The following is a 19,668-nucleotide window of genomic DNA, read 5'->3' on the forward strand; positions in this document are numbered from 1 at the left end:
AGGGTGCCTCCCCCAGCCTTCGGCCAGCCCCCACGCCCCCGCAGCCGAACGACCACGACGCCCCCGGTAGGCTTCTGGCACGTGATCGAATTCGCACGGAACGTCCGTTTGTGGTTCGCCCCTGAAGAGGTGAGGCAGGAGGGCACGACCCCCGACTACCGTTTCTCCCTCGCCAACGAGCGGACCTTCCTCGCCTGGCTGCGTACCGCCCTCGCCCTCATCGGCGGCGGATTCGCCGTGGACCAGTTCCTGCCCGACCTCGGCCGCGGCTGGCGCGTCGGCCTCGCCCTCGCGCTCCTCGCCGCAGGCGTCCTGTGCTCGCTGCGCGCCGTGAACCACTGGGTGCGCTGCGAGCGCGCGATGCGGCGCGGCGAGGACCTCCCGGTGTCCCGGTTCCCGGCACTGCTCGGCGTGGTCATCGCGGTGGTCGCCGTCGCGATGGTCGTCGTCGTGCTCGTCGGGTGGGAGGGATGACGGAGCCGGCCCGCGACCCCGGGCTGCAGCCAGAGCGGACCCGGCTGGCCTGGCGCCGTACGACCCTGTCGGCGACCGTCGCCGCCATACTCGCGGCGAAGACCGCCCTGCACGGCGGTGCCTCGGCCCCCGGGGTCGTCGCCTGCGCCGCCTGCTGCGTGTTCTGGCTGGGCTTCCTGCTGGTCGCCCACCGCCGAATCCGCGCCCTCGCGGTCACCGGCCGCCCCGCGACGCTGACGCCCCGGCAGGCGACCGGAGCGGTGCTGTGCACCGCGGCCATCGCCCTGTGCGCCGCCGCACTGGTCGTGTAGACCCCCCTCTCAGCCCCTCCCGGCCCCCCGTTTCAGCCTTCCTCACCCTCCTCCGGCCAGTCCACGGTGACGACCAGCTTGCCCCGGGTCCGCCCCTCCTGGCTGCGGCGCTGTGCGTCGGCCGCCGCCTTCAGCGGAAACGTCTCGGCGACATGGACGGTGACCGCGCCCTGCTCCGCGAGCGCGGTGAGCCGGTTCAGGTCCCCGGCATCGGGGCGCGCCCAGCAGTAGCGGCCGCCGAAGTCGACGACGTCCGGGTCGGCGATCGAGGCCATCCGGCCCTCGGGGGCGAGCAGGTTCGCCGAGACGGTCAGGGTCTCCCCGCCGACGGTGTCGAAGACGGCGGCGACGCCCTCGGGGGCCAGTCCCCGTACGCGTTCGGCCAGGCCCGCGCCGTAGCTCACCGGCTCGCCCCCGAGGCCGCGGACGAAGTCGTGGTTGCGTTCGCTCGCCGTGCCGATGACCCGGGCGCCGAGGTGGGCCGCGATCTGGACGGCGAGCGAGCCGACCCCGCCGGCGGCGGCGTGCACCAGGACCGTCTCGCCGCGCTTGACCTCCAGGGCGTGGACCAGCACCTGGTAGGCGGTGAGGCCGGCCAGCGGCAGCCCGGAGGCCTGTTCGAAGGTGAGGTTGCGCGGCTTGCGGGCGAGGGTGCGCACCGGGGCGGCCACGTACTCGGCGAGCGTGCCCCGGGAGAGGAAGTCCTCGCGGACGTAGCCGATCACCTCGTCGCCGACCGCGAACTCGGTGACGGCGGGGCCCGGCTGGACGACGACGCCGGAGACGTCCCAGCCGGGGATCACCGGGAAGACGGCGTCCAAGATGCCGTGCAGCTGGCCCTCGCGGCACTTCCAGTCGACCGGGTTGACGGCCGCCGCCCGGACCTTCACCAGCACCGAGTCGGGGCCGACCTTCGGGTCCTTGACCTCGCCGTACTCCAGCACCTCGGGGCCGCCGTACCGGCTGTAACTGATGCCTTTCATGCAACCGACCCTCAGGGGTACTCGGACGCCACGCAAGCGGGATGCCCGCATATGTGCCGTTTGCGTGGCAGCCTGTCCGTCGGCATCAGGCCACGCTCCTGAACGCCTCACCCTGCCCCCTGCACTCCTGAAGGCGAGCACCATGACCATCCTTCACCAGGAACACGCCGCGCACGGCCACAGCCACGGCCCGGACTGCGGGCACGACCAGGTGCCGCACGGCGACCACGTCGACTACGCGCACAACGGGCATCTGCACCGCGAGCACGGCGGTCACTGGGACGAGTGCGAGCCGGAGGGTCACGTCACCCACGAGGCGCACGAGCACCGGCACGGCGACGGCTGCGGGCACACCGGCGTGCTGCACGGCGACCACATCGACTACCTGCACGACGGTCACCGGCACGCCGAGCACGACGGCCACTGGGACGACCACTGACCCGCCCCCGCCCGTGACGGCGCCCCGCCTGTGCGCGTGGGGAGCCGTCACGCGCCGTTCGGGCCGTAGGGTGGTCCCGGTCACGTTTGGCTCACGCGCTGGACGACATACCGACTGGTCGGCATCATGAGTCGGGTCCTGTTCGTTCGTTCGTAGGAGCGATGCATGAGCCCCGACCACCCGCCCGGACTCGACCTTGACCGGCTGCGCGGCGTGCTGGACCGCGAGCACCCCGGTCTGGTGACCGGTCCGCTGACCGGAAGGCTGATCGAGGGCGGACGGTCGAACCTCACCTACGCGGTCTCCGACGCCACCTCGAAGTGGGTCGTGCGACGGCCGCCGCTCGGCCATGTCCTGGCCACCGCACACGACATGCGGCGCGAGCACCGGGTGATCAGCGCGCTGTACCCGACCGAGGTCCCGGTGCCGCGCCCGGTGCTGCTGTGCGAGGACGAGGACGTCCTCGGCGCGCCGTTCTACGTGATGGAGTTCGTGGACGGCACCCCGTACCGCACCTCCGACCAGCTCGTCCCGCTCGGCCCCGAGCGCACCCGCAACGCCGTGCTCTCCCTGGTGGACACGCTCGTCGAACTGCACGCGGTGGACCCCTCGGCGGTCGGCCTCGCCGACTTCGGCCGCCCGGAGGGCTTCCTGGACCGCCAGCTCCGCCGCTGGGGCAAGCAGCTGGACGCCTCCCGCAACCGTGAGCTGGCCGGCATCGACGAGCTGCACGCGACCCTGGGCCGCCGCCTGCCTGACTCCCCCGCGCCCACGGTGATCCATGGCGACTACCGCCTCGACAACGTCCTGATCGGCGACGACGACAGGATCAGGGCGATCCTCGACTGGGAGATGTCCACGCTCGGCGACCCGCTGACCGACCTGGGCCTGCTGGTGATGTACAGCCTGCCGCTCGGCGCGCCGGACTCGCCGGTGTCGACGACCGCCGAGGCGCCGGGCCACCCGGAGCCGCGGGAACTGGTCGAGCGGTACGCGGCCCGCTCGGGGCGGGACGTCTCGAACATCTCCTGGTACACGGCGTTCGCCTGGTTCAAGCTCGCCGTGATCCTGGAGGGCATCCACTACCGGTACACGCAGGGCCAGACGCTCGGGCAGGGCTTCGACCGGATCGGCGACCTCGTCCCCGTCTTCATCGACCACGGACTGACCACTCTTCAGGAAGGCTGACCGGCCATGGACTTCGCGTTCGACGCGCGCACCGAGGAACTGCGCGCCAAGCTTCTCGCCTTCATGGACGAGTACGTCTACCCGGCCGAGCCGGTCGCCGAGGAGCAGCGGGCCGCGCTGGCCTCGCCGTGGGACACCCCGGCCGTGGTCGAGGAGCTGAAGGCGGAGGCGCGCAGGCAGGGCCTGTGGAACCTCTTCCTGCCCGACGCCGAGTACGGTGCAGGGCTCACCAACCTCCAGTACGCGCCGCTCGCCGAGATCACCGGCCGCTCCCCGCACCTGGCGCCCACCGCGCTGAACTGCGCGGCTCCGGACACCGGGAACATGGAGGTGCTGGCCCAGTTCGCCGACGACGCGCAGAAGAAGCAGTGGCTGGAGCCGCTGCTCGCCGGTGAGATCCGCTCGGCGTTCGCCATGACCGAGCCGGAGGTGGCCTCCTCCGACGCCACCAACATCACCACGTACATCGAGCGGGACGGCGACGACTACGTCATCACCGGCCGCAAGTGGTACATCTCCGGGGCGATGAACCCGGACTGCAAGATCTTCATCGTGATGGGCAAGACCGACCCGGACGGCGGCGACATCCGGCGTCAGCAGTCCATGGTGCTGGTCCCGCGCGACACCCCGGGCGTCACCGTGAAGCGCGCGATGAAGGTCTTCGGCTACGAGGACCACTACCACGGCGGCCACGCCGAGGTGGTCTTCGACCACGCGCGCGTGCCGGTGACGAACCTGGTCGGCGAGGAGGGCGGCGGCTTCGCGATCGCCCAGGCCCGGCTGGGTCCGGGCCGGATCCACCACTGCATGCGGCTGATCGGGATGGCCGAACGGGCCATCGAGCTGATGTGCCGCCGGGCCGTCTCCCGCCAGGCCTTCGGCAAGGCGCTCGCCCAGCAGGGCGTGGTGCACAACTGGATCGCCGACGCCCGGGTGACGGTCGAGCAGCTGCGGCTGCTGGTGCTCAAGACCGCCTGGCTGATGGACACCGTCGGCAACCGGGGCGCCCACACCGAGATCCAGGCCATCAAGATCGCCACGCCGCGTGCGGTCGTCGGCATCATCGACCGCGCGATCCAGCTGCACGGCGCGGGCGGCGTCAGCCAGGACTTCCCGCTGGCCGACCTGTACGCCGGGGCCCGCACGCTGATGATCGCCGACGGCCCGGACGAGGTGCACCAGCGGTCGCTGGCTCGGCGGGAGCTGAAGAAGTACCTCTGAAGCCCTCTCCCAACTGAAGCCGGGAGATTCCTGTGCCGGGCGTGGGCGCGCTTGCAGATGTCGCCGCACCGGTGGTCGCCGGTGCCGCGCCGGTGCCGGTCTTCGGGTCGTAGCCGACTGTTGCTCGTGCTTGCTGAGTCTCCACGTCGTACTGGCAGGAGTGGGGCTTGGTGCCGATCTCCGTGCCCGCCGGGTCGGAGTACCTCAGCGGGTCGCTGCCGGCGTGGGTGCATCCGTGCATCTGCTGCGGGTCGCCCACCGTGAAGACCGGGTCGACCGACAGGAAGCGGCCCGTCGCCGGGTCGTACTCACGCCCACGTGGGTCGGGCCGGTGGCCGTGTCCGTGGTGCCGCCGACGAACAGGACCGCGGGCAAACCGAGCAGGCCCCGGCTGCGACGCCGGGGCCTGCTCGGTTCTGCGGAGCAGCCTATTCCGGGCTCTCCCACTGCGCCCTGTTCACTCCGTCCGGGTCCGGCACCACGGCGCACCATCGGCCCATGGCAGCGTCCGCCAGCAGCAGGGAGAGACCCGCACTCACTACGTCGGACAGGCTGTCGGCCCCGCCGGGATACTCCTTGTGGACCAGCTCACCGGGCGACAGCGGGGACGCGAACGCGGTGAAGTCGTCGTCCAGCACCTCGGCGTCGGCCCGCAGGTCCGGCTCGGCGACCACACGCAGCAGAGCACGCGGTGACACCAGTCGGGCCACTTCGGCCGCGTTCTCCCGGTTCACCCGGAACCATCTGCAACCGTAGGCGCCGTGTGCCCAGCGCTCACAGAGCAGCGTGGTTCCGCCGGAGACCTTCCGCACCGCGTCCCAGAAGCCCTCGTCCGCGACGGCCTTGACCGGATTCGACACGTCCGCGGGTTCCGGAAAGGTGTTACGGAATGCGAGACTCGCCTCCCCGCCATGGAATCCCACCAGCCCGCCGGACACCTCCGGCGTGACCCAGAGGTGTACGGCCCCGTCCCACCCGGACTGGATGTGAAGCCGTCCAGTCGCGGAGAGACGACAGTAGGGCCCGTCCCCGGCCACCATGCGCAGGACGAGGTCGATCGCCTCCGCGGGCGGGACCCCGACTCCGTTGCGCAGACCGGAGTACCTGTCCGGGAGGGGTTGGTTCACCAGCAGCTCGCTGACCTCCAGGAGATCGGCGGCACTCCTCTCGATGACCGTCTCGAGTATGCCGCCCAGTTCCGACGCATACGCACTCCAGTCGGGCGCGTCCGCCAGCTCGGCTCGCACGAGCTCGCTGAACGGGCTGACAACCACTTCGGTGCTCACTTCGCCAGCCATTTGAGCCCCAGCACGTCTCCCGTCGGGGATATGTCCAGTCCGTATGTCCCGTCCCGCGCCGAGTCCTTTGTCGACTGGAAGGGGTTCTTGAAACTGGCTCCCTTGAATATCGCCTGCTTGTTATGGCCGGTCCGGTCGTAGGTGATGTACCGCGGCTGGCCCCCCGCCGCCTTCTTGTTCTCCCAGATCGGGGCCCCGCCCGCGGACCGCATCTTGGTCTTCTTGTACCCCAGGTAGTTCGCGACGTCGTCGGCCTGCGCCCGGGTGAGCGAGTTGCAGTTGTCGTTGTGAACGAGGACCGAAGCGGACCCGGCCCGCACATAGTACGTGTGCAGATCGGCGATGGTGAGGTTGTGGACGGTGGCCTGCTGGGTCCATCGCTGGATCGTGGTGATCCGCACCTCGGTACCCGTGGCGGTGCGCAAGTACTCGCCCGTGGTGAGGTCGGTGGCGTCGATCCACTTGTGCAGTTCCGTTACCCAGAACGGGTGGCCGTCCGTCGCGGTGATCGAGACGGCGTGCTGATCGCCCTTCTTGTCCTTGACGGTCAGGGTGACCTTGACCAGGTGTTTCTTGCCCTGGCCCAGGATCTCCGCGGTGACCGTCTTGACTTCGGTGCGGCCCGTCTCCGGGTCGGTGGCGAGAACCTTGTCACCGGTCCTCACGTCCTCGATCGGCTTGGTCGTGCCGTCGGCCATGAGGATCTCGGTGCCGGGCACGAAGCTGTTGCAGGGGCGTGGGCGTTCCGCGCCCGCCGCGCCGCCGATGTACGCGAGCAGGGCGTCGTTGACCATGCCCTCGATGACCTTGCCGCGCGCCACCTCCTTGGCCTCGTCCGCGCACTGGTCGGCGTTGTAGACGCAGTAGGTGGCCGCGATCTCCTTCGCCGTCGCCACGTCGGCGTCGTCGCCGTTGTGGAGGACGTAGAGGTAGGCCTGACGGCAGCCTTCCCGCCCGTAGCAGGCCGAGCCGGCCTTCTTGGACTCGTAGACGGGGTTGTCCCAGAAGTCGTCCGTGAACTCCCCGTCCATCATGCTCGCCCAGTAGTTCTGGAGCTTGTCGATGTCGTTGGTGACGGGGGTGTTGTCGGCCGTCCACGCCTTCTGCCGGGCGTGGGCGCGCTTGTAGATGTTGCCGCGGTGGTAGTCGCTGGTGCCGGTCTTCGGGTCGTAGCCGACTTCCTGCTGCTGATGCTTGCTGCAGTACTTGATGTCGTACTGGCAGGAGTTGGGCCTGGAGCCGATCTCCGTGCCCGTCGGGTCGGAGTAGGTGAGCGGGTTGTTGTTCGCGTAGGTGTAGCCGTGCATCTGCTGCGGGTCGGTGGCCGTGAAGACGGGGTCGACCGACAGGAAGCGGCCGGTGGCCGGGTCGAACTCGCGCGCGCCGAGGTGGGTCAGGCCGGTCGCCTTGTCCGTCGTGCCGCCGACAAAGCCCTTGGTGCCGGGCCAGTTGTCCGGTCCGGTGCCACGCGTGTCGCCGAAGGGCTCGGTGCGGCGCTGGGTGAGGGCCTGGGTGTCGGCGTTGACGGAGAGCTGGGCCGTGCCGTGGTGGTCGGCCAGGGTGAAGGAGATCGTCCCGTCGTCCTGCTGGACGGCCTGGTGGCCGCCGCCGAGGTCGAAGTAACGGGTGCCCTTCGCCGCGCTCGCGCCCTTGGGCAGGGTGATCTCGGTCGCGCCGAGGTAGAGCGTGGTCTCGGTCGGGGTGCGGCCGATCAGCCGGTCGCCGTCGGCGTCGTACAGGTACTCGGTGACCTTGTCGCTGCCGCCCGCCACCGGCTGGGTCACCTTGGCCAGATGACCCTCCGCGTCCCAGTCCAGGGTCTGGGAGGTGCCGTCACCGAGCAGCCGGGTGTGGGTGTCACCGATGTCGTCGTAGGTGAAGCTGTCGGTGGACTTGACCGTCCCGGCCGTGGTGTCCACCGAGTCCAGCTTGTGGGAGCCGGGTTTCGGGTAGTGGTAGACGCGCTGGGTGTCCGAAGCCCCCGAGGCGGTGGCGTGCTGGGTCTCGGTGAGCCGGTTGCCGACGACGTCGTAGGAGTACGACGACCAGTACGGCGCCGGACCGCCCAGGACGCCGGAGGACGGGTCGGTGGCGCAGTCGGTGGTCGGCTGGGTCCATGCCTCGGTCAGCCGACCCAGGTAGTCGTAGTCGAAGCACTGGTTGTCGGTGCCTGAGCGTGAGGTGTCCGAGACCGAGAGGACGTTGCCCGCCTCGTCGTACGTGTACGTGTTGTGCTGATCGACACCGGCCACGTCCTGGCGGCTCACCTCCGAGGTGGCCAGCCGCTGCGTGCCCCACTGGTAGGTGTTGGTCTCGATCGTCTCCTTGCCGCCGTTCGCGGAGAAGGCGTACTGCAGAGGCTTGCCCGTGTCGCTGTAGGCCGTAGAGCCCTTCAGGTTCTTCGGACCGCTCACGGTGATCGGCCGCTGGGTGCCGTCCTCATAGGTGTAAGTGACGGTCCCGGCCGCCAGACTGCCGGCCTTGGGGTAGCCGACGCCCTGCACCGTGCCGGACGCGTTGTACGTCGTCGCCGAAAGGTAGGTCCCGGCCAGGGCGCCCTCGGTCGAGGGGATCGTCACCTGGGTGCGCAGCGGGCGGTACAGACGGTCGTACGCGAGGACCTTGCTGCTGTACGCCTGGCCGCCGCTGTAGCGGACGGTCTCGGCGAGTTGCCCCTTGGCGCCGCTGACCGTGTCGTAGATCCACTTGGCGCGCAGAGTGCCGGTGGCCGAGGTGTCGTGCAGTTCGGTCCTGCGGCCCTGACCGTCGTAGACGTAGGCGAGGACGGTGCCGCGGGCGTCCTTGGTGGTGGCGGCGAGTCCGCGGTCGTCGTAGTCGGTGTGGGTGGCGCCCTTGTCGGGGTCGGTGGTGTCGGTGAGGCGGCCGAGGAGGTCGTAGGTCCAGGTCCAGTTGTTGCCGCCCGGATCGGTGACCTTGGTCAGCTCGCCGCGCGGGCTGTAGTGGTAGGCGGTGGTGTCGTAGTCGGCCTCGGGGACACGGGCGTGCAGTTCACGGATCTCGGTGGTCTGGCCGCGCGAGTCGTTGAGGGTGGTGGTGGCGGTACCGCCGGCCGGCGGGATGACGGTGGTGCGGTCGCCGCCGTAGATGGTCTTCGTGAGGCCGAGGACCGTGCCGCCGTCACCGTTGCCGGCTGTCTGGCGCAGCTCGGTCTGGCGGCCCAGGCCGTCGTAGGCGTAGCGGTTCTGCGTCTCCACGCTCAGCGCGTTCTCGGGCTTGAACAGCGTTGTGGAGGGCGCGGTGGTGTCGGTGTAGTAGGAGGCGAACTCCTTGGTCACCTGGCCGCGTTCGTCGTAGAAGGTGTCGGTGAGGAGAGTGCCGCCGCGGGGGCCGGGGGCCTGGGTCTGGCGGGGGCGCAGGAAGCCGTCGTAGAAGACGTACGAGGTGTCCTGGGTGCCGTTGTTGCCGATGACCTTGGTGCCGACGGCGACCGGCTCCTTGTCATTGATCGTGTACGTGAACTCGTAGCTGGGAGTCTGGCTGGTGGTGCGGTCGGGCAGCCAGATCTTGGTGTTGCGGCCCAGCGGGTCGTAGGCGTACGTCGTGACCTTGCCGTTGGTGTCGGTCTCGGTCAGCGGCTGGCCGTGCAGCGCGTCGAAGGTCTGGGTGGTGGTCGTGGCGGTGGTGCTGTCGCCGGGGGTGACCGGCGGGTTGGTGACGGTGGCGGAGGTGGCGAAGCCCGAGGTCGGGTTGTAGGCCGTGGTGGTGGTACGGCCGTCCGTGCGGGCGGTGCGGGTGAGCGTGCCGGCGGAGGTGACCGTGACGTCGGCGGTCAGGTCGGTGGTGGTCAGCTGCCGGCCGTAGGCGTCGTAGCCCGAACCGGACTCCACGTAGACGGCCGTGGTGCCGTCGTACTTCTTGAGCTTGGCGACCCGGGTGGCGTCGCCCTTGGTGGCCGCCGCTCCGTAGGCGCCGCCGTCGTAGGCGGTGCGGGTGTCGGAGAGGACGTCGGCGGGGCGGCTGGTGGCGGTGTCACAGGCCTTGCCGACGGTCTCGACGCGCACCGGGGTGTTGAGGACTGTGCTGCCGGCGACGTAGGTGGAGCGGGTGCACTGGTCGTCGTCCGAGGTGGTCGTGTCACCGGCGTCGTCGATGCGCGTGATCAGGCCGGTGGCCGGGTCGAAGGAGTTGGTGAGGGAGGTGGTGCGCCACTTGGTGCCCGCCCCGTCGTCCAGGGAGGTCCAGGTCCGGGTGTTCTCGGTGCCGGTGAGGTCGGCGGTGACGGTCCCCCAGTCGCGGACCTTCTTCGCGGTCTCGTTGTGCCAGGGCCTGCTCACCGTCTTGGCGAGGACCTTCCCGCCGGGGGCGGAGTAGGTGACGGTCTTGTAGCCGAACCCGGCCGTCGAGGGGTGGTCCGTGATCGGGTCGCCCTCGCCGGGGTCCAGGGTGACGCTGACGTCCTTGGTGCCGCCGGAGGTGTTCTTGCGGTCGCCGTCCATGCCGCGCAGGAAGTAGCTGTCCGTCTGCGACTTCATGGCCGGGTCGCCGCCCTGGCCGCCGGTGCGCACCCGCACGTGGCCGTAGCCGCGCCAGTCGGACCAGGTCTTGAACTTGTCCTTGGTCATCCCGTCGGTGTCGTCGTAGTGCCAGGCGGCGCCGTCCAGGTAGTCGTATCTGGTGACCTGGTCGGGGGCGCCGCCGGTGCGGTCGGTCGAGGTGACCGTGCCGACGACGTACTTGTTGAACCACTGCCGTTCCGGGTCGGTGGTGTTGTCACCGCCGATGTACTGCGGGAAGCAGCGGGTGGTGTTCGTCTCCGGGGTGGGCAGTGCGTCGAAGTCGCAGGCCGGGGCGGAGTATCCGACGTCGATCTGGCCGCCGGACTCGTCCGCGACGGTGGACAGGCGGGCCTTGATGAAGGGCGCCCAGCCGTCACCGGTCTTGTCCAGCCGGTTGGCGAGCTGGGTGTAGGCGAAGGTGACCTTCGGCAGGGTGATGGAGCTGGTGCCGTCGTGTCCGGTGCGCTGGACGGAGTCGAGCAGCAGCTGGTAGTCGATGTCGGCCTGGCCCCAGCGGTGGGCGAGCTTCCAGTCGTCGACCTCGCTGTAGGCGCCGGACACCAGGACCTTGGTGCTGACGTCGGTGAGCCGCTTGCGGGTGAAGAACGCCGGGGAGACCCGGCCCTTGTCGCAGTCGGTGCCCGCGTCGCAGTTCAGGTCCCACGGGGTGTCGTACCAGTAGAAGGCGTCCTTGGTGATCGACGAGCAGTCCGTGGCGCTGTCCGGGATGCACCGCTCGGAGCTGGTGAAGTCGACCTTGGCCAGGGCCTTCGCCGAGTACACGGTGGTGTTCTTCAGGCCGTACTCGATGCGGTCCAGGGTGCCGCCGCGGACGTAGGGGGTGTCGTCGGCCGCCTTGAGGTTGCGGCCGTAGGAGTTGGTCTCCTTGTCGTAGTAGTAGGCGACGGCGTCGCCGTGGGTGTCCACGACGTAGTCCAGGTTCCAGCGCCAGCCCTGCTGGCACCAGGAGTCGGCGAAGGCGGCCGCGTGGCAGGGCTCGCCGGAGTCGTCGCCGTAGACGGGGACGGTCCAGGCGGAGTCGGTGGTCTCCTTGGCGGCGGCCCAGCCGGGCAGCCGGTTGTAGCCGAAGTAGTACTGGGTGCCGTCGGGGGTGGTCACCCGCCAGTACTCGTCGTTGCGGGCGCCGTTGGAGCGGACGTCGGAGGCGGAGCCGTAGATCCGCTCGACCTTGGTGCCGTCGTCGTCCTTCAGCTTCCAGGTGTTGGTGCCGCTGGGCACCAGCTCGCCGCCGGTGCCGTTGAGCTGGAGCACCGCGTTGTCGTAGCCCCAGCACAGGTCGCCGGGCACGTTGCCGTCGGCGTTCTTCACGTCGTCGTCGGAGCAGCTCTTGTAGCGGCGCTCGATGTACCCGGGTGACAGGTCGAAGCCGTCGCCGACCCAGGAGGACTGGTTGTTGGTGTTGCCGGTACGGCCGTCGACGGCGCCCGAGGAGTACGACAGGGAGAGGTTCGGGACCAGTCCGCCGGGCACCTGGGGCACCGACATCGGGTACGACCAGGCGAAGGAGCCGCTGTTGAGGTCGGTGCTCCAGGTGGCGGAGGCGGACAGCGAGGTGGCCTTGTAGTCACCGAGGCCACTGCCGGAGCCGGCGACCGCGGCGAGCACCGTGGCGGACGTGGCCTTGAGGGTGACGGCGTTCGCGGTGAGGGTCTTGGACTCGGGGTCGTTGACCGTCTTCACCGGTGCGGTGGTGCGGCACTGCGGCCGCTGCGGGGTGGTCAGCACGCAGGCGGGCAGTTCGACCAGGCGGAGCCGGTCGGCGTAGCCGCCGCCGTAGGCGCCGGCGAAGGAGGAGTAGTCGAGCGTGGCGCGGACCCGGCCGGCGTCCGCCGCGCCGGCGGCGCGCAGGGTGAGGACCGGGCTCTCCAGCCCGGCCTTCCGGGCGAGGGCGCGGTCGAGGACGCGGGCGGCGACCTTGCGGGGGGCGGACCTGCCCGTGGTGTCCTCGGCAGTGGCGGGGCTGGCGGCGAGCGTGAGCGGCAGGCCCTTCGCGCGGGCCGGCTTCGAACCGAGCGTGACCGTCGCCGCGCCGGGCTTCGGCCAGGCGGTGGCCGGCGGCCGCTGCGGGGTGCGCGGGGTCTTCATCACCTTGCGCGGCAGGGCCTGGGCGGCCGGGCCGCCGGCGACCGGCGGCTCGGAGGCGGGCAGTGCGGGCCGGTGCCAGCCCTCGGCGACGGCGGGGGCGGTCACGCCCTGGAGCAGGGTGGCGGTCAGCACCGAGGCGGTGGCCAGGGCGATCCTGCGTCGTGGTACGCGGAACAGGCGGGCAAGACTGCGTGCTACGGGTCTCATGGTCATCCCTCGTGGTTCCCGGTGCGCCCCACCGGGTGCCGGACCGTGGGCGGTGCGGTACGGCACCCGGTGGGTGCGTGTCGAACGAGCGTGGGCCGGACGGTTCGTCAGTCGCCGCTGGGTACGGCGGTCTCGACGCCCGGCATGCCGACGGCGAGGTGGCTGATCTGCGTGTCGGTGAGCGCGCCCTGGAAGGTCCACAGGTCCGACACCGTGCCGGGGAAGTACTCGCCCCAGGTGCTGGTGCCCGTCTTGGCGCGGCCGAGTTGGAGGTTCTGCGCGGCCTTGAAGGTCACGACGTTCTCGTCGGAGGAGTCGATGTCCGTGCAGCCGGCCACGTCCGGGTCGCCGTCCCCGTCGGCGTCCGCACAGGCCACGTCCTGGAGTTCACCGTTGACGTAGAGCTTGAGGCCGTGGGCGAACCCGTCGTAGACGACCGCGAGGTGGGTCCAGTCCTGGACGCTGAAGAACTGTCCGTTCTCCACCTGGGTGGTGGTGGCGGTCGTGGTGTCCGCGTCGGCGGTCTCGATGCGCCAGCGTCCCGGATCGTCGGCTGCCGTGCCGGGCACGTAGCGCACGGCGAACGCGCTCCTGCTGGTGCCGGGCGCGCTGAGCAGGGTGACGTTCCCGGTGGGCTGGGCGGCGGCCTGGACGAACGCGCTGACGGTGAAGCTGGCGCTGGTGTCGACGGTCGGGACACCGCTCGCGGTGGCCGCGTAGTCGTCGACGCCGTCCAGGGTGAGTCCGCCGTCGACCCAGCCGGAGCCGGTCGCGGCGCCGTTGTAGAGGGTCATGCCGGCGCCGGTCGCGGAGGCGTCCGGGGTGATGGGCGGGGTGCCGGTGGCCGACTCGAACTTCCAGCGGGCGCCGATCAGCGGACGCTGCTTGAAGAGCTGCCGCACCTCGTCGCCGGAGACGGCACGGTCGTACAGCCGTACGTCGTCCATGTCGCCCTTGAGCGGGGAGGTGACCGCGCCGGCGGTGGTGAGTCCGCTGCCGATGGTCAGCGGGCCGTCGGCGGACCAGCGGTAGGTGAAGGGCGTGCTGGCCGCCAGGACGCCGTTGACGTAGAGCTGGAGCTGGGCCGCGTCGGCGTCGTAGACGCCCACCACGTGGTTCCACTCGCCGAACCGGCCGGCCGCGCAGTCGGTGTTCGCCGGGCAGGCGGTCTGGGTGGCCCGGACCAGGGCCCCGTCCGCGGTGTCGGACTCGGGCCGGGTGAAGACCCAGCCGCCCAGCGCCGAGGAGTGGTAGAGCTCGAAGCTGCGCCGTACGGACCCGAGCTGGGAGACGGCGATCATGGACCGGGCCTCCTTGTCCTTGGGCAGCCGGACCCAGGCGGAGACCGCGAAGCTCTGGTAGGTGTCCAGGGCGGGGCGGCCGGTGGTGGCGTAGTCGTCGACGCCGTCGAAGGTCAGGGCCCGTCCGCTCACCCCGGTGGTGCCCGCCGTGGTGCCGCCCTTGAGGACGGCGTCGGCGCGCTGGCCGCGGCCGGTCACGGTGGTGGCCTCGGCGGTCTCGTCCAGCGGCCAGACCAGTTTGGCGGGCCGGCCGGTGTCGACCGGCTGCTGGGCCGCCAGCTCGGTCACCTGGGCGTCGGTGAGCTGGTAGTCGAAGAGCTGGACCTCGTCCAGGGAGCCGGGGAAGTAGTTGGAGAGGGTGCCGTAGAGCCGGGTCGCGCCGAGGACCGTGCCGCCGCGGGCGTCCCAGGGGGCGGTGAACGGTGCGCTGCCGACGAGCTTGCCGCCCACGTACAGCTTGACGACGCGGGCGGTGTTGTCGAAGACGCCCACGAGGTGGGTCCAGCCGCCCAGCCGGGCGGTGGTGCACGCCGTGTCGCCGGCGGCGCAGGCCGGCTGCACGGCGCGCGCGGCGTCACCGCCGGAGGAGGCGTCGTCGGTGTGCCGCAGGAAGACCCAACCGCCCAGGGCGGAGGAGTAGTAGACCTCGAAGCCGCTGTGGTTCTGGCCGCCCTGGGACAGCGCGACGACCGGCCGGCCGGGGTCGTTGCCGGGCAGCTTGGCCCACAGGGACACCGAGAAGCTCTTGCCGGTGTTGAGGACGGGCGAGTCGGTGGCCGCGTAGTCGTCGGTGCCGTCGAAGGCCAGGCTGCGGCCGACGACACCGGTCCCGCCGGGGGTTGCCCCGTGCAGGTCGGCCGGCCAGTCGTCGCCCGCTCCGGAGACGCTCGTCGCCCCGGCGTTCTCGTCCAGCTGCCAGGACAGCCGGTCGGGCTGTCCGGAGCGCACCCGGAAGGTGTAGGTGGTGGGCTCGGAGCCGTTGCCGGCCGCGTCGAAGGCCTGCGCGGTGATGAAGTTGACGCCCGGCCTGGTGGGCATGAACTTGATCGTCTTGGCGCCGCCGCCCGAGGTGGTCAGGGTGTTGGCGCTGGTGGGCGAGGAGTTGACACCGAACCAGTACTTGGTGACGTCGGCCGAGGTGGTGTCGATGGAGAAGGTGCCGTACCGGCCGACGCCGTCCCACCAGGGGTCGTCCGGGTTCTCGGAGTCGGAGGGGCCGTACTGCGCGGAGCTGATCGTCGGCCCGGCCGGAACGCCGGTGTCGTACATGAAGTGACAGCCGTGCGAGCCGGTGTAGCTCCAGGCCGACCACTGGGCTCCGTCGTAGGCGCGGACGTGCCACTCGACGTGCTTGTTCTTCGGGATGGTGCTGGGCAGCGGCAGGGAGAAGTCGGAGCCGCTCTTCTTGCTCGTGGTCCGGGCGGAGGTCCAGTGGACCTTCCAGCCGGCGCCGTCACCGGCGTCCCAGTCGGCCTGGAACTGCACGGAGACCGGGTCGCCGTCGGGGTCGGTGACATCGTTGGCGCGGATCGTCGCGGCGGAGCGGATACGCACCATCTTGTCGGCGGCCACACAGGGGCCGCCCGGGCTCATGCCGAGCTGGGAGAGAGCGAGCTTGGCGGGGGCGCGGTTGTACTGCACGCGCAGGTAGGCGTCGTCGGAGAACCGCTTCCAGGTGTAGCGGTCGGCCTCGTCCGTGGCCTTCATGCCGAAGGTGATGGTGGACCACTTCTTGGCCGCGGCGGTGGCGACGGCGTCCTTCACGTCGAACTCGGCGTCGGCGGCGGCGCAGCCGTCGGAGCCGTAGGCGAAGCTGAGGGTCCGCAGCCGGCCGATCCAGAAGTCGCTGTTGTCCTGGCTGTTCCAGGTGGTGGACGAGGAGATCGGCTTGGTCCGCCAGAGCTGGACCTCGCGCTTCTGGCAGGAGGCCGCGTGGGTCTCGTGGACGACGAACTCGGCGGACAGGATGGAGCGGCCGGCGAACTTCGTGGTCGGGATCTGGTAGAAGAGCCGCTTCACGTCGTACGGGGCGCAGTAGTCCCAGCCGCAGTAGCCGAGGCCGGCGTCGGAGTCGCCGTTGAACTTCCACTGCGGGGAGCCGGCCCAGTACCGGGACACCATGGTCCAGGAGGTGGCCTTGGGCGAGTACCACTGCGGGTCGATGTAGACGGGGTAGCGGGTGTCGTCGCCGGTGAGCAGTTCCTTGTCCGGGGTGAGGACGAGGGTGTCGCCGCGGTCGGCGACCTCGACGCCGACCGGCGCGACACGCGCGGACTCGGCCGCGGTGGGTCCGTCGCCGTCGGGCGCGGCGGCGGTGCCGGCGGCCGCGGTCACGGCGGACGAGGTCGCACGTGCGACAACCGGGTCGGCCTGCCCGGCGGCCTTGGTGCCGCCCGGGCCGGCGGAACCTGTGCTGGAGTCCCACATCACCGGCGTGGGCGCCTCGAAGACGACGCCGCCCGCGCCCTTGTCGACGGCCTGGAGCCCGCCGGTCGCGGTCTCGTCGACCGCCATGCCGTCGGCGTTCAGCTTCAGCCGCAGCTGGGCCAGCGCGTCGCTCGCGGCGGCCGCGGCCGACTTCACCACGAGGAGCTGGGTGAAGCCGTCGGGCCGGGCGCCGAGGCGCAGTTCGACGTCGGGGAGGATGTCGGGGTAGACGGCCGTGTCGCCGTCGAGGGTCGGGGTGGGCACGGTGCCGGGCCAGGAGAGTTCGAGCGTGCGGCCCGCGCGCTCGAGGCGGACCAGCGGGCGGCCGGTGCCGCCGCCGGAGAACTCCAGTCCGACCGTGGCCGCCTTGGGGGCCACCATGCCGTCGTCGGCCTTGGCGAGCGCGGTGTCGACGGGCCGCCAGGTGCCGTCGATCCGGGTGCGGACCGGGCGCAGGTACTCCCGGGCCTCCAGGTGGCCGTCGGGGGTGGCGTAGGTGTCGCTGCTCTCGCCGCGCAGCGAGACCACCTCGACGTTCTGGCCGCTCCGCCGGGCCGCCGCGAGTGCTTCCTCCTCGGTGGCGGCGGTGCCGTCGTCGGCGCCGACCTGCTGCGCCGACGACGGCACCGCCGCTGCGCTCCCCCGGGCGGCGGCGGCCCCGGGGACGGCCCCGGTCGTGGCCGCCACCGCCGGGAGCGCTCCCAACTGCAGCAGCGCGGCCGTCAGGGCGGCGCTCAGGCCGAGCGCCGCCCCACGCCGAGGTCTTGGCCGTTCTCTTCCATGGCGCGCCATCCCACACCCCCGTTTTGACATGATCAGCTCACAGGAAAGAAAAAGGTAAGAGCGATCAGTGACGGAAGGGTGAATTCCGTCAACGGGAAGATGAACGGCGGACGAGCAGCGATCAGGGGCGCAGTGCCCGCAACAGCAGGTCGGCCAGGTGGTCGGCGACCTCCTGGGGGGTCATGGGGCCGTCGGGGCGGTACCAGGTCGAGAGGTGGTGGACCGAGCCGAAGTGGTAGTCGACGACGAGGTCGGCCGGGGTCGCGGTGGAGAAGACGCCCTCGCGCTGGCCCTCCTCGACGAGCGCGCGGAAGCGTTCGTGGTAGCGCCGGCGCTCGGCGCGCACCTGCTTGTTCTTCTCCGGGCTCAGGTGGTGCATGGAGCGGAAGAAGATCGACGCGTCGTCGAGGTTCTCGATGGTCGTGACGACCACGTCCGCCGCCGCTCCCCGCAGCCGCTTCTCGATCGGCTCGTCCGCGTTCGCGAAGGCGTCGAGCCGCTCCTGCTGGACGCGCAGCACGCGCGCGTACACCTCGTGCAGGAGGTCGTCCTTGGAGCCGAAGTAGTGGTACAGCGCCCCCTTGGTGACGCCGGCCGCCTCCACGATCTCCTGCACGGAGGTGCGGTCGTATCCCTGCTCCGCGAAGAGCCGGGTGGCGGCGGCAAGAAGCCGCTGCGGAACAGGAGCCCCGTCTCCGTCCGTCGTCCTGGGCACTGCCGCCACCTGCCTTTCTCGTAGATCCACTAACCCTGTTGCGGTCGGGAACGCAGTTCCCGTCGGAGGATCTTCCCACTTGCCGTCTTCGGCAGCTCGGGCAGGATCTCCACCTGGCGCGGATATTTGTAGGCCGCCAGTCTCTCCTTGCAATAGAGGGCGAGATCGTCCGGGTCGGTTGCAGTTCCCGGGCGAAGACTGATGTAGGCCTTCACGGTCTCCCCGCGGTACCCGTCCGGCACCCCGACGACGGCCGCCTCGCGTACCGCCGGGTGGGTGTACAGGACGTCCTCGACCTCGCGCGGCCAGACCTTGAAGCCGGACGCGTTGATCATGTCCTTCTTGCGGTCGACGACGTACAGCCACCCCTGCGGATCCATGAACCCGATGTCGCCGGTGCGCAGTTCGCCGTCCGGGAAGGTCTCGGCGGTGGCCTCGGGCCGCCGCCAGTAACCGGGCACCACCTGCGGCCCGCGCACCGCGATCTCGCCCTGCTCGCCGAAGGGCACCTCGTGGCCCTCGTCGTCGATGATGCGGACGACCGTGTCGGGTCCTGGCACGCCGACCGCGAGGGTCCCGGAGACCGGGTCGACGGGCGCCTCCAGCTCCGGCGGCACGGAGGCGCACGGCGCGGTGCACTCGGTCAGCCCGTAGCCGTTGCGGATGTACGGCCCGAATCCGGCGCGGAACTTCTCCACCAGGGCCGGCGGCAGCGGCGCGCCGCCGGAGGAGATGTTGACGAAGGAGGCGAAGTGCTCCGGGGTGACGTCCGGGTGGGCGGCCAGGGCCATGAAGGCGGTGGACGGGCCGACCGTGTACTGCGGGCGGTGCTCCGCGAACGTCTCCAGGACCAGGCCCGGCTCGAAGCGGTACGTGAGCACGAGCGTGCCCACGCTGGTCAGGCAGGCGCAGAGCTGGCAGACCATGCCGGTGATGTGGAAGAGGGGCGCGAGGGCGTAGTAGACCGGCGCGTCGGGCAGCGCGAGCCCGGTCCGCTGCCGCTCCGCGTTGTACATGATGTTGCCGTGCAGGTTGGTGGCGCCCTTGGGGGTGCCGCTGGTGCCCGAGGTGTAGCTGATCAGCGCGATGTCGGAGGGCTCCGGGTCCCGTCCCTCGGGGGCCTTGCCGCCCTGCCGCGCGACGGCGACCAGGTCCTCGGCGTCGGCGGCCTGCGGCAGCCGCTCGAAGGTCAGCACGCGCGCGTCGTCACGCGTCTGGAAGTCCAGCTCGCTCGCGGTGAGCACGATCCGCACCGGCGAGTCGGCGGCCGTGTCGCGCAGGTACGACTCCCAGGCCCGCTGCGAGCAGACCAGTGCGGCCACCTCGGCGTCCCGCAGGACGTGTGTGACCTCCCCCGACTTGTACATCGGGTTGACCGGCACGACGGTCGCGCCCGCCTTCCAGGCGCCGAGCAGCGCGAGCACGAAGTGCGGCGAGTTCTGCAGGATCACGGCTACCCGGTCGCCGCGCTCCAGACCCCGCTCGGCGAGATGCGCGGCGACCGAGTCGCTCAGCTCGTCGACCTCGCGGAAGGTGAGGCGGGCGTCGAAGTAGGTGAGGCAGGCGCGGTCGGGCGCCTCGGCCACGGCGGCCCGCAGGGCGTGCACCAGCGAGGCGGGCGGCTCGACCGGCCCGCGCTGGGCCTCGTTGAGCAGGCCCACCCACGGGCGGGCGGCATAGACGGACTCGGTCACCGAC

11 protein-coding genes are annotated in these 19,668 nt (G+C 70.9%); 5 read left to right on the plus strand and 6 right to left on the minus strand.

What is annotated here, in order from left to right; translation table 11 throughout:
• Positions 1 to 81: 81 nt before the first annotated feature.
• Complete coding sequence (locus tag ACFY0K_RS26800; RefSeq protein WP_390641972.1) at positions 82 to 474, plus strand: YidH family protein; 393 nt, start codon at positions 82 to 84, stop codon at positions 472 to 474.
• Entirely contained in the window at positions 471 to 785 is a 315-nt protein-coding gene (locus ACFY0K_RS26805) for a DUF202 domain-containing protein (protein ID WP_390641973.1), read from the plus strand. The genes ACFY0K_RS26800 and ACFY0K_RS26805 overlap by 4 nt, the downstream gene beginning before the upstream one ends.
• A gap of 32 nt (positions 786 to 817) precedes the next feature.
• Here the strand turns inward: ACFY0K_RS26805 and ACFY0K_RS26810 are convergent, their stop codons facing one another.
• Entirely contained in the window at positions 818 to 1,768 is a 951-nt protein-coding gene (locus tag ACFY0K_RS26810) for an NADP-dependent oxidoreductase (protein WP_390641974.1), read from the minus strand.
• 142 nt (positions 1,769 to 1,910) lie between these two features.
• On the opposite strand from ACFY0K_RS26810, the gene ACFY0K_RS26815 reads away from it, so the two are divergent.
• From ACFY0K_RS26815 to ACFY0K_RS26825, 3 genes are all read left to right on the plus strand, one after another.
• Positions 1,911 to 2,207: a hypothetical protein gene (locus ACFY0K_RS26815; RefSeq protein ID WP_351958961.1), complete on the plus strand. Its 297-nt coding sequence runs from the start codon at positions 1,911 to 1,913 to the stop codon at positions 2,205 to 2,207.
• 165 nt (positions 2,208 to 2,372) lie between these two features.
• The gene (locus tag ACFY0K_RS26820) at positions 2,373 to 3,395 is read left to right on the plus strand and encodes a phosphotransferase family protein (RefSeq protein ID WP_390641975.1); all 1,023 of its coding nucleotides are present in this window, start codon (positions 2,373 to 2,375) and stop codon (positions 3,393 to 3,395) included.
• A gap of 6 nt (positions 3,396 to 3,401) precedes the next feature.
• The gene (locus tag ACFY0K_RS26825) at positions 3,402 to 4,616 is read left to right on the plus strand and encodes an acyl-CoA dehydrogenase family protein (RefSeq protein ID WP_390641976.1); all 1,215 of its coding nucleotides are present in this window, start codon (positions 3,402 to 3,404) and stop codon (positions 4,614 to 4,616) included.
• A 428-nt stretch (positions 4,617 to 5,044) separates the two neighbouring features.
• Here ACFY0K_RS26825 and ACFY0K_RS26830 read toward each other — a convergent pair whose 3' ends face one another.
• The 5 genes from ACFY0K_RS26830 to ACFY0K_RS26850 all read right to left on the minus strand — a co-directional run bounded on the left by ACFY0K_RS26830 (position 5,045) and on the right by ACFY0K_RS26850 (position 19,664).
• Positions 5,045 to 5,902 carry a hypothetical protein gene (locus ACFY0K_RS26830; protein ID WP_390641977.1) on the minus strand — a complete coding sequence of 286 codons (858 nt, stop codon included), beginning with the start codon at positions 5,900 to 5,902 and terminating at the stop codon, positions 5,045 to 5,047.
• Positions 5,899 to 12,744 (minus strand): polymorphic toxin-type HINT domain-containing protein, encoded by a 6,846-nt coding sequence (locus ACFY0K_RS26835; RefSeq protein WP_390641978.1) that lies wholly within the window; start codon positions 12,742 to 12,744, stop codon positions 5,899 to 5,901. Before ACFY0K_RS26835 ends, ACFY0K_RS26830 begins: the two co-directional genes overlap by 4 nt.
• 107 nt (positions 12,745 to 12,851) lie before the next feature.
• Positions 12,852 to 17,264, minus strand: coding sequence for a LamG-like jellyroll fold domain-containing protein (locus ACFY0K_RS26840; RefSeq protein ID WP_390641979.1), 4,413 nt, complete (start codon positions 17,262 to 17,264; stop codon positions 12,852 to 12,854).
• A 112-nt stretch (positions 17,265 to 17,376) separates the two neighbouring features.
• A complete protein-coding gene (locus tag ACFY0K_RS26845) occupies positions 17,377 to 17,970 on the minus strand; it encodes a TetR/AcrR family transcriptional regulator (protein WP_293998386.1) in 594 nt (197 codons plus the stop codon).
• 29 nt (positions 17,971 to 17,999) lie between these two features.
• A complete protein-coding gene (locus ACFY0K_RS26850; protein WP_390642073.1) occupies positions 18,000 to 19,664 on the minus strand; it encodes a class I adenylate-forming enzyme family protein in 1,665 nt (554 codons plus the stop codon).
• Positions 19,665 to 19,668: the final 4 nt, after the last annotated feature.

Origin of the sequence: Streptomyces sp. NPDC001507 (assembly GCF_042894765.1) — a bacterium.
In the GTDB taxonomy this organism is placed as follows: domain Bacteria; phylum Actinomycetota; class Actinomycetes; order Streptomycetales; family Streptomycetaceae; genus Streptomyces.

Excerpts from the sequence above, each read along its gene's own strand:
- ACFY0K_RS26805 (WP_390641973.1), top strand. The coding sequence starts at position 471 with ATGACGGAGCCGGCCCGCGACCCCGGGCTGCAGCCAGAGCGGACCCGG.
- ACFY0K_RS26810 (WP_390641974.1), bottom strand. The coding sequence starts at position 1,768 with ATGAAAGGCATCAGTTACAGCCGGTACGGCGGCCCCGAGGTGCTGGAG.
- ACFY0K_RS26815 (WP_351958961.1), top strand. The coding sequence starts at position 1,911 with ATGACCATCCTTCACCAGGAACACGCCGCGCACGGCCACAGCCACGGC.
- ACFY0K_RS26820 (WP_390641975.1), top strand. The coding sequence starts at position 2,373 with ATGAGCCCCGACCACCCGCCCGGACTCGACCTTGACCGGCTGCGCGGC.
- ACFY0K_RS26825 (WP_390641976.1), top strand. The coding sequence starts at position 3,402 with ATGGACTTCGCGTTCGACGCGCGCACCGAGGAACTGCGCGCCAAGCTT.
- ACFY0K_RS26835 (WP_390641978.1), bottom strand. The coding sequence starts at position 12,744 with ATGAGACCCGTAGCACGCAGTCTTGCCCGCCTGTTCCGCGTACCACGA.
- ACFY0K_RS26840 (WP_390641979.1), bottom strand. The coding sequence starts at position 17,264 with ATGGCGCGCCATGGAAGAGAACGGCCAAGACCTCGGCGTGGGGCGGCG.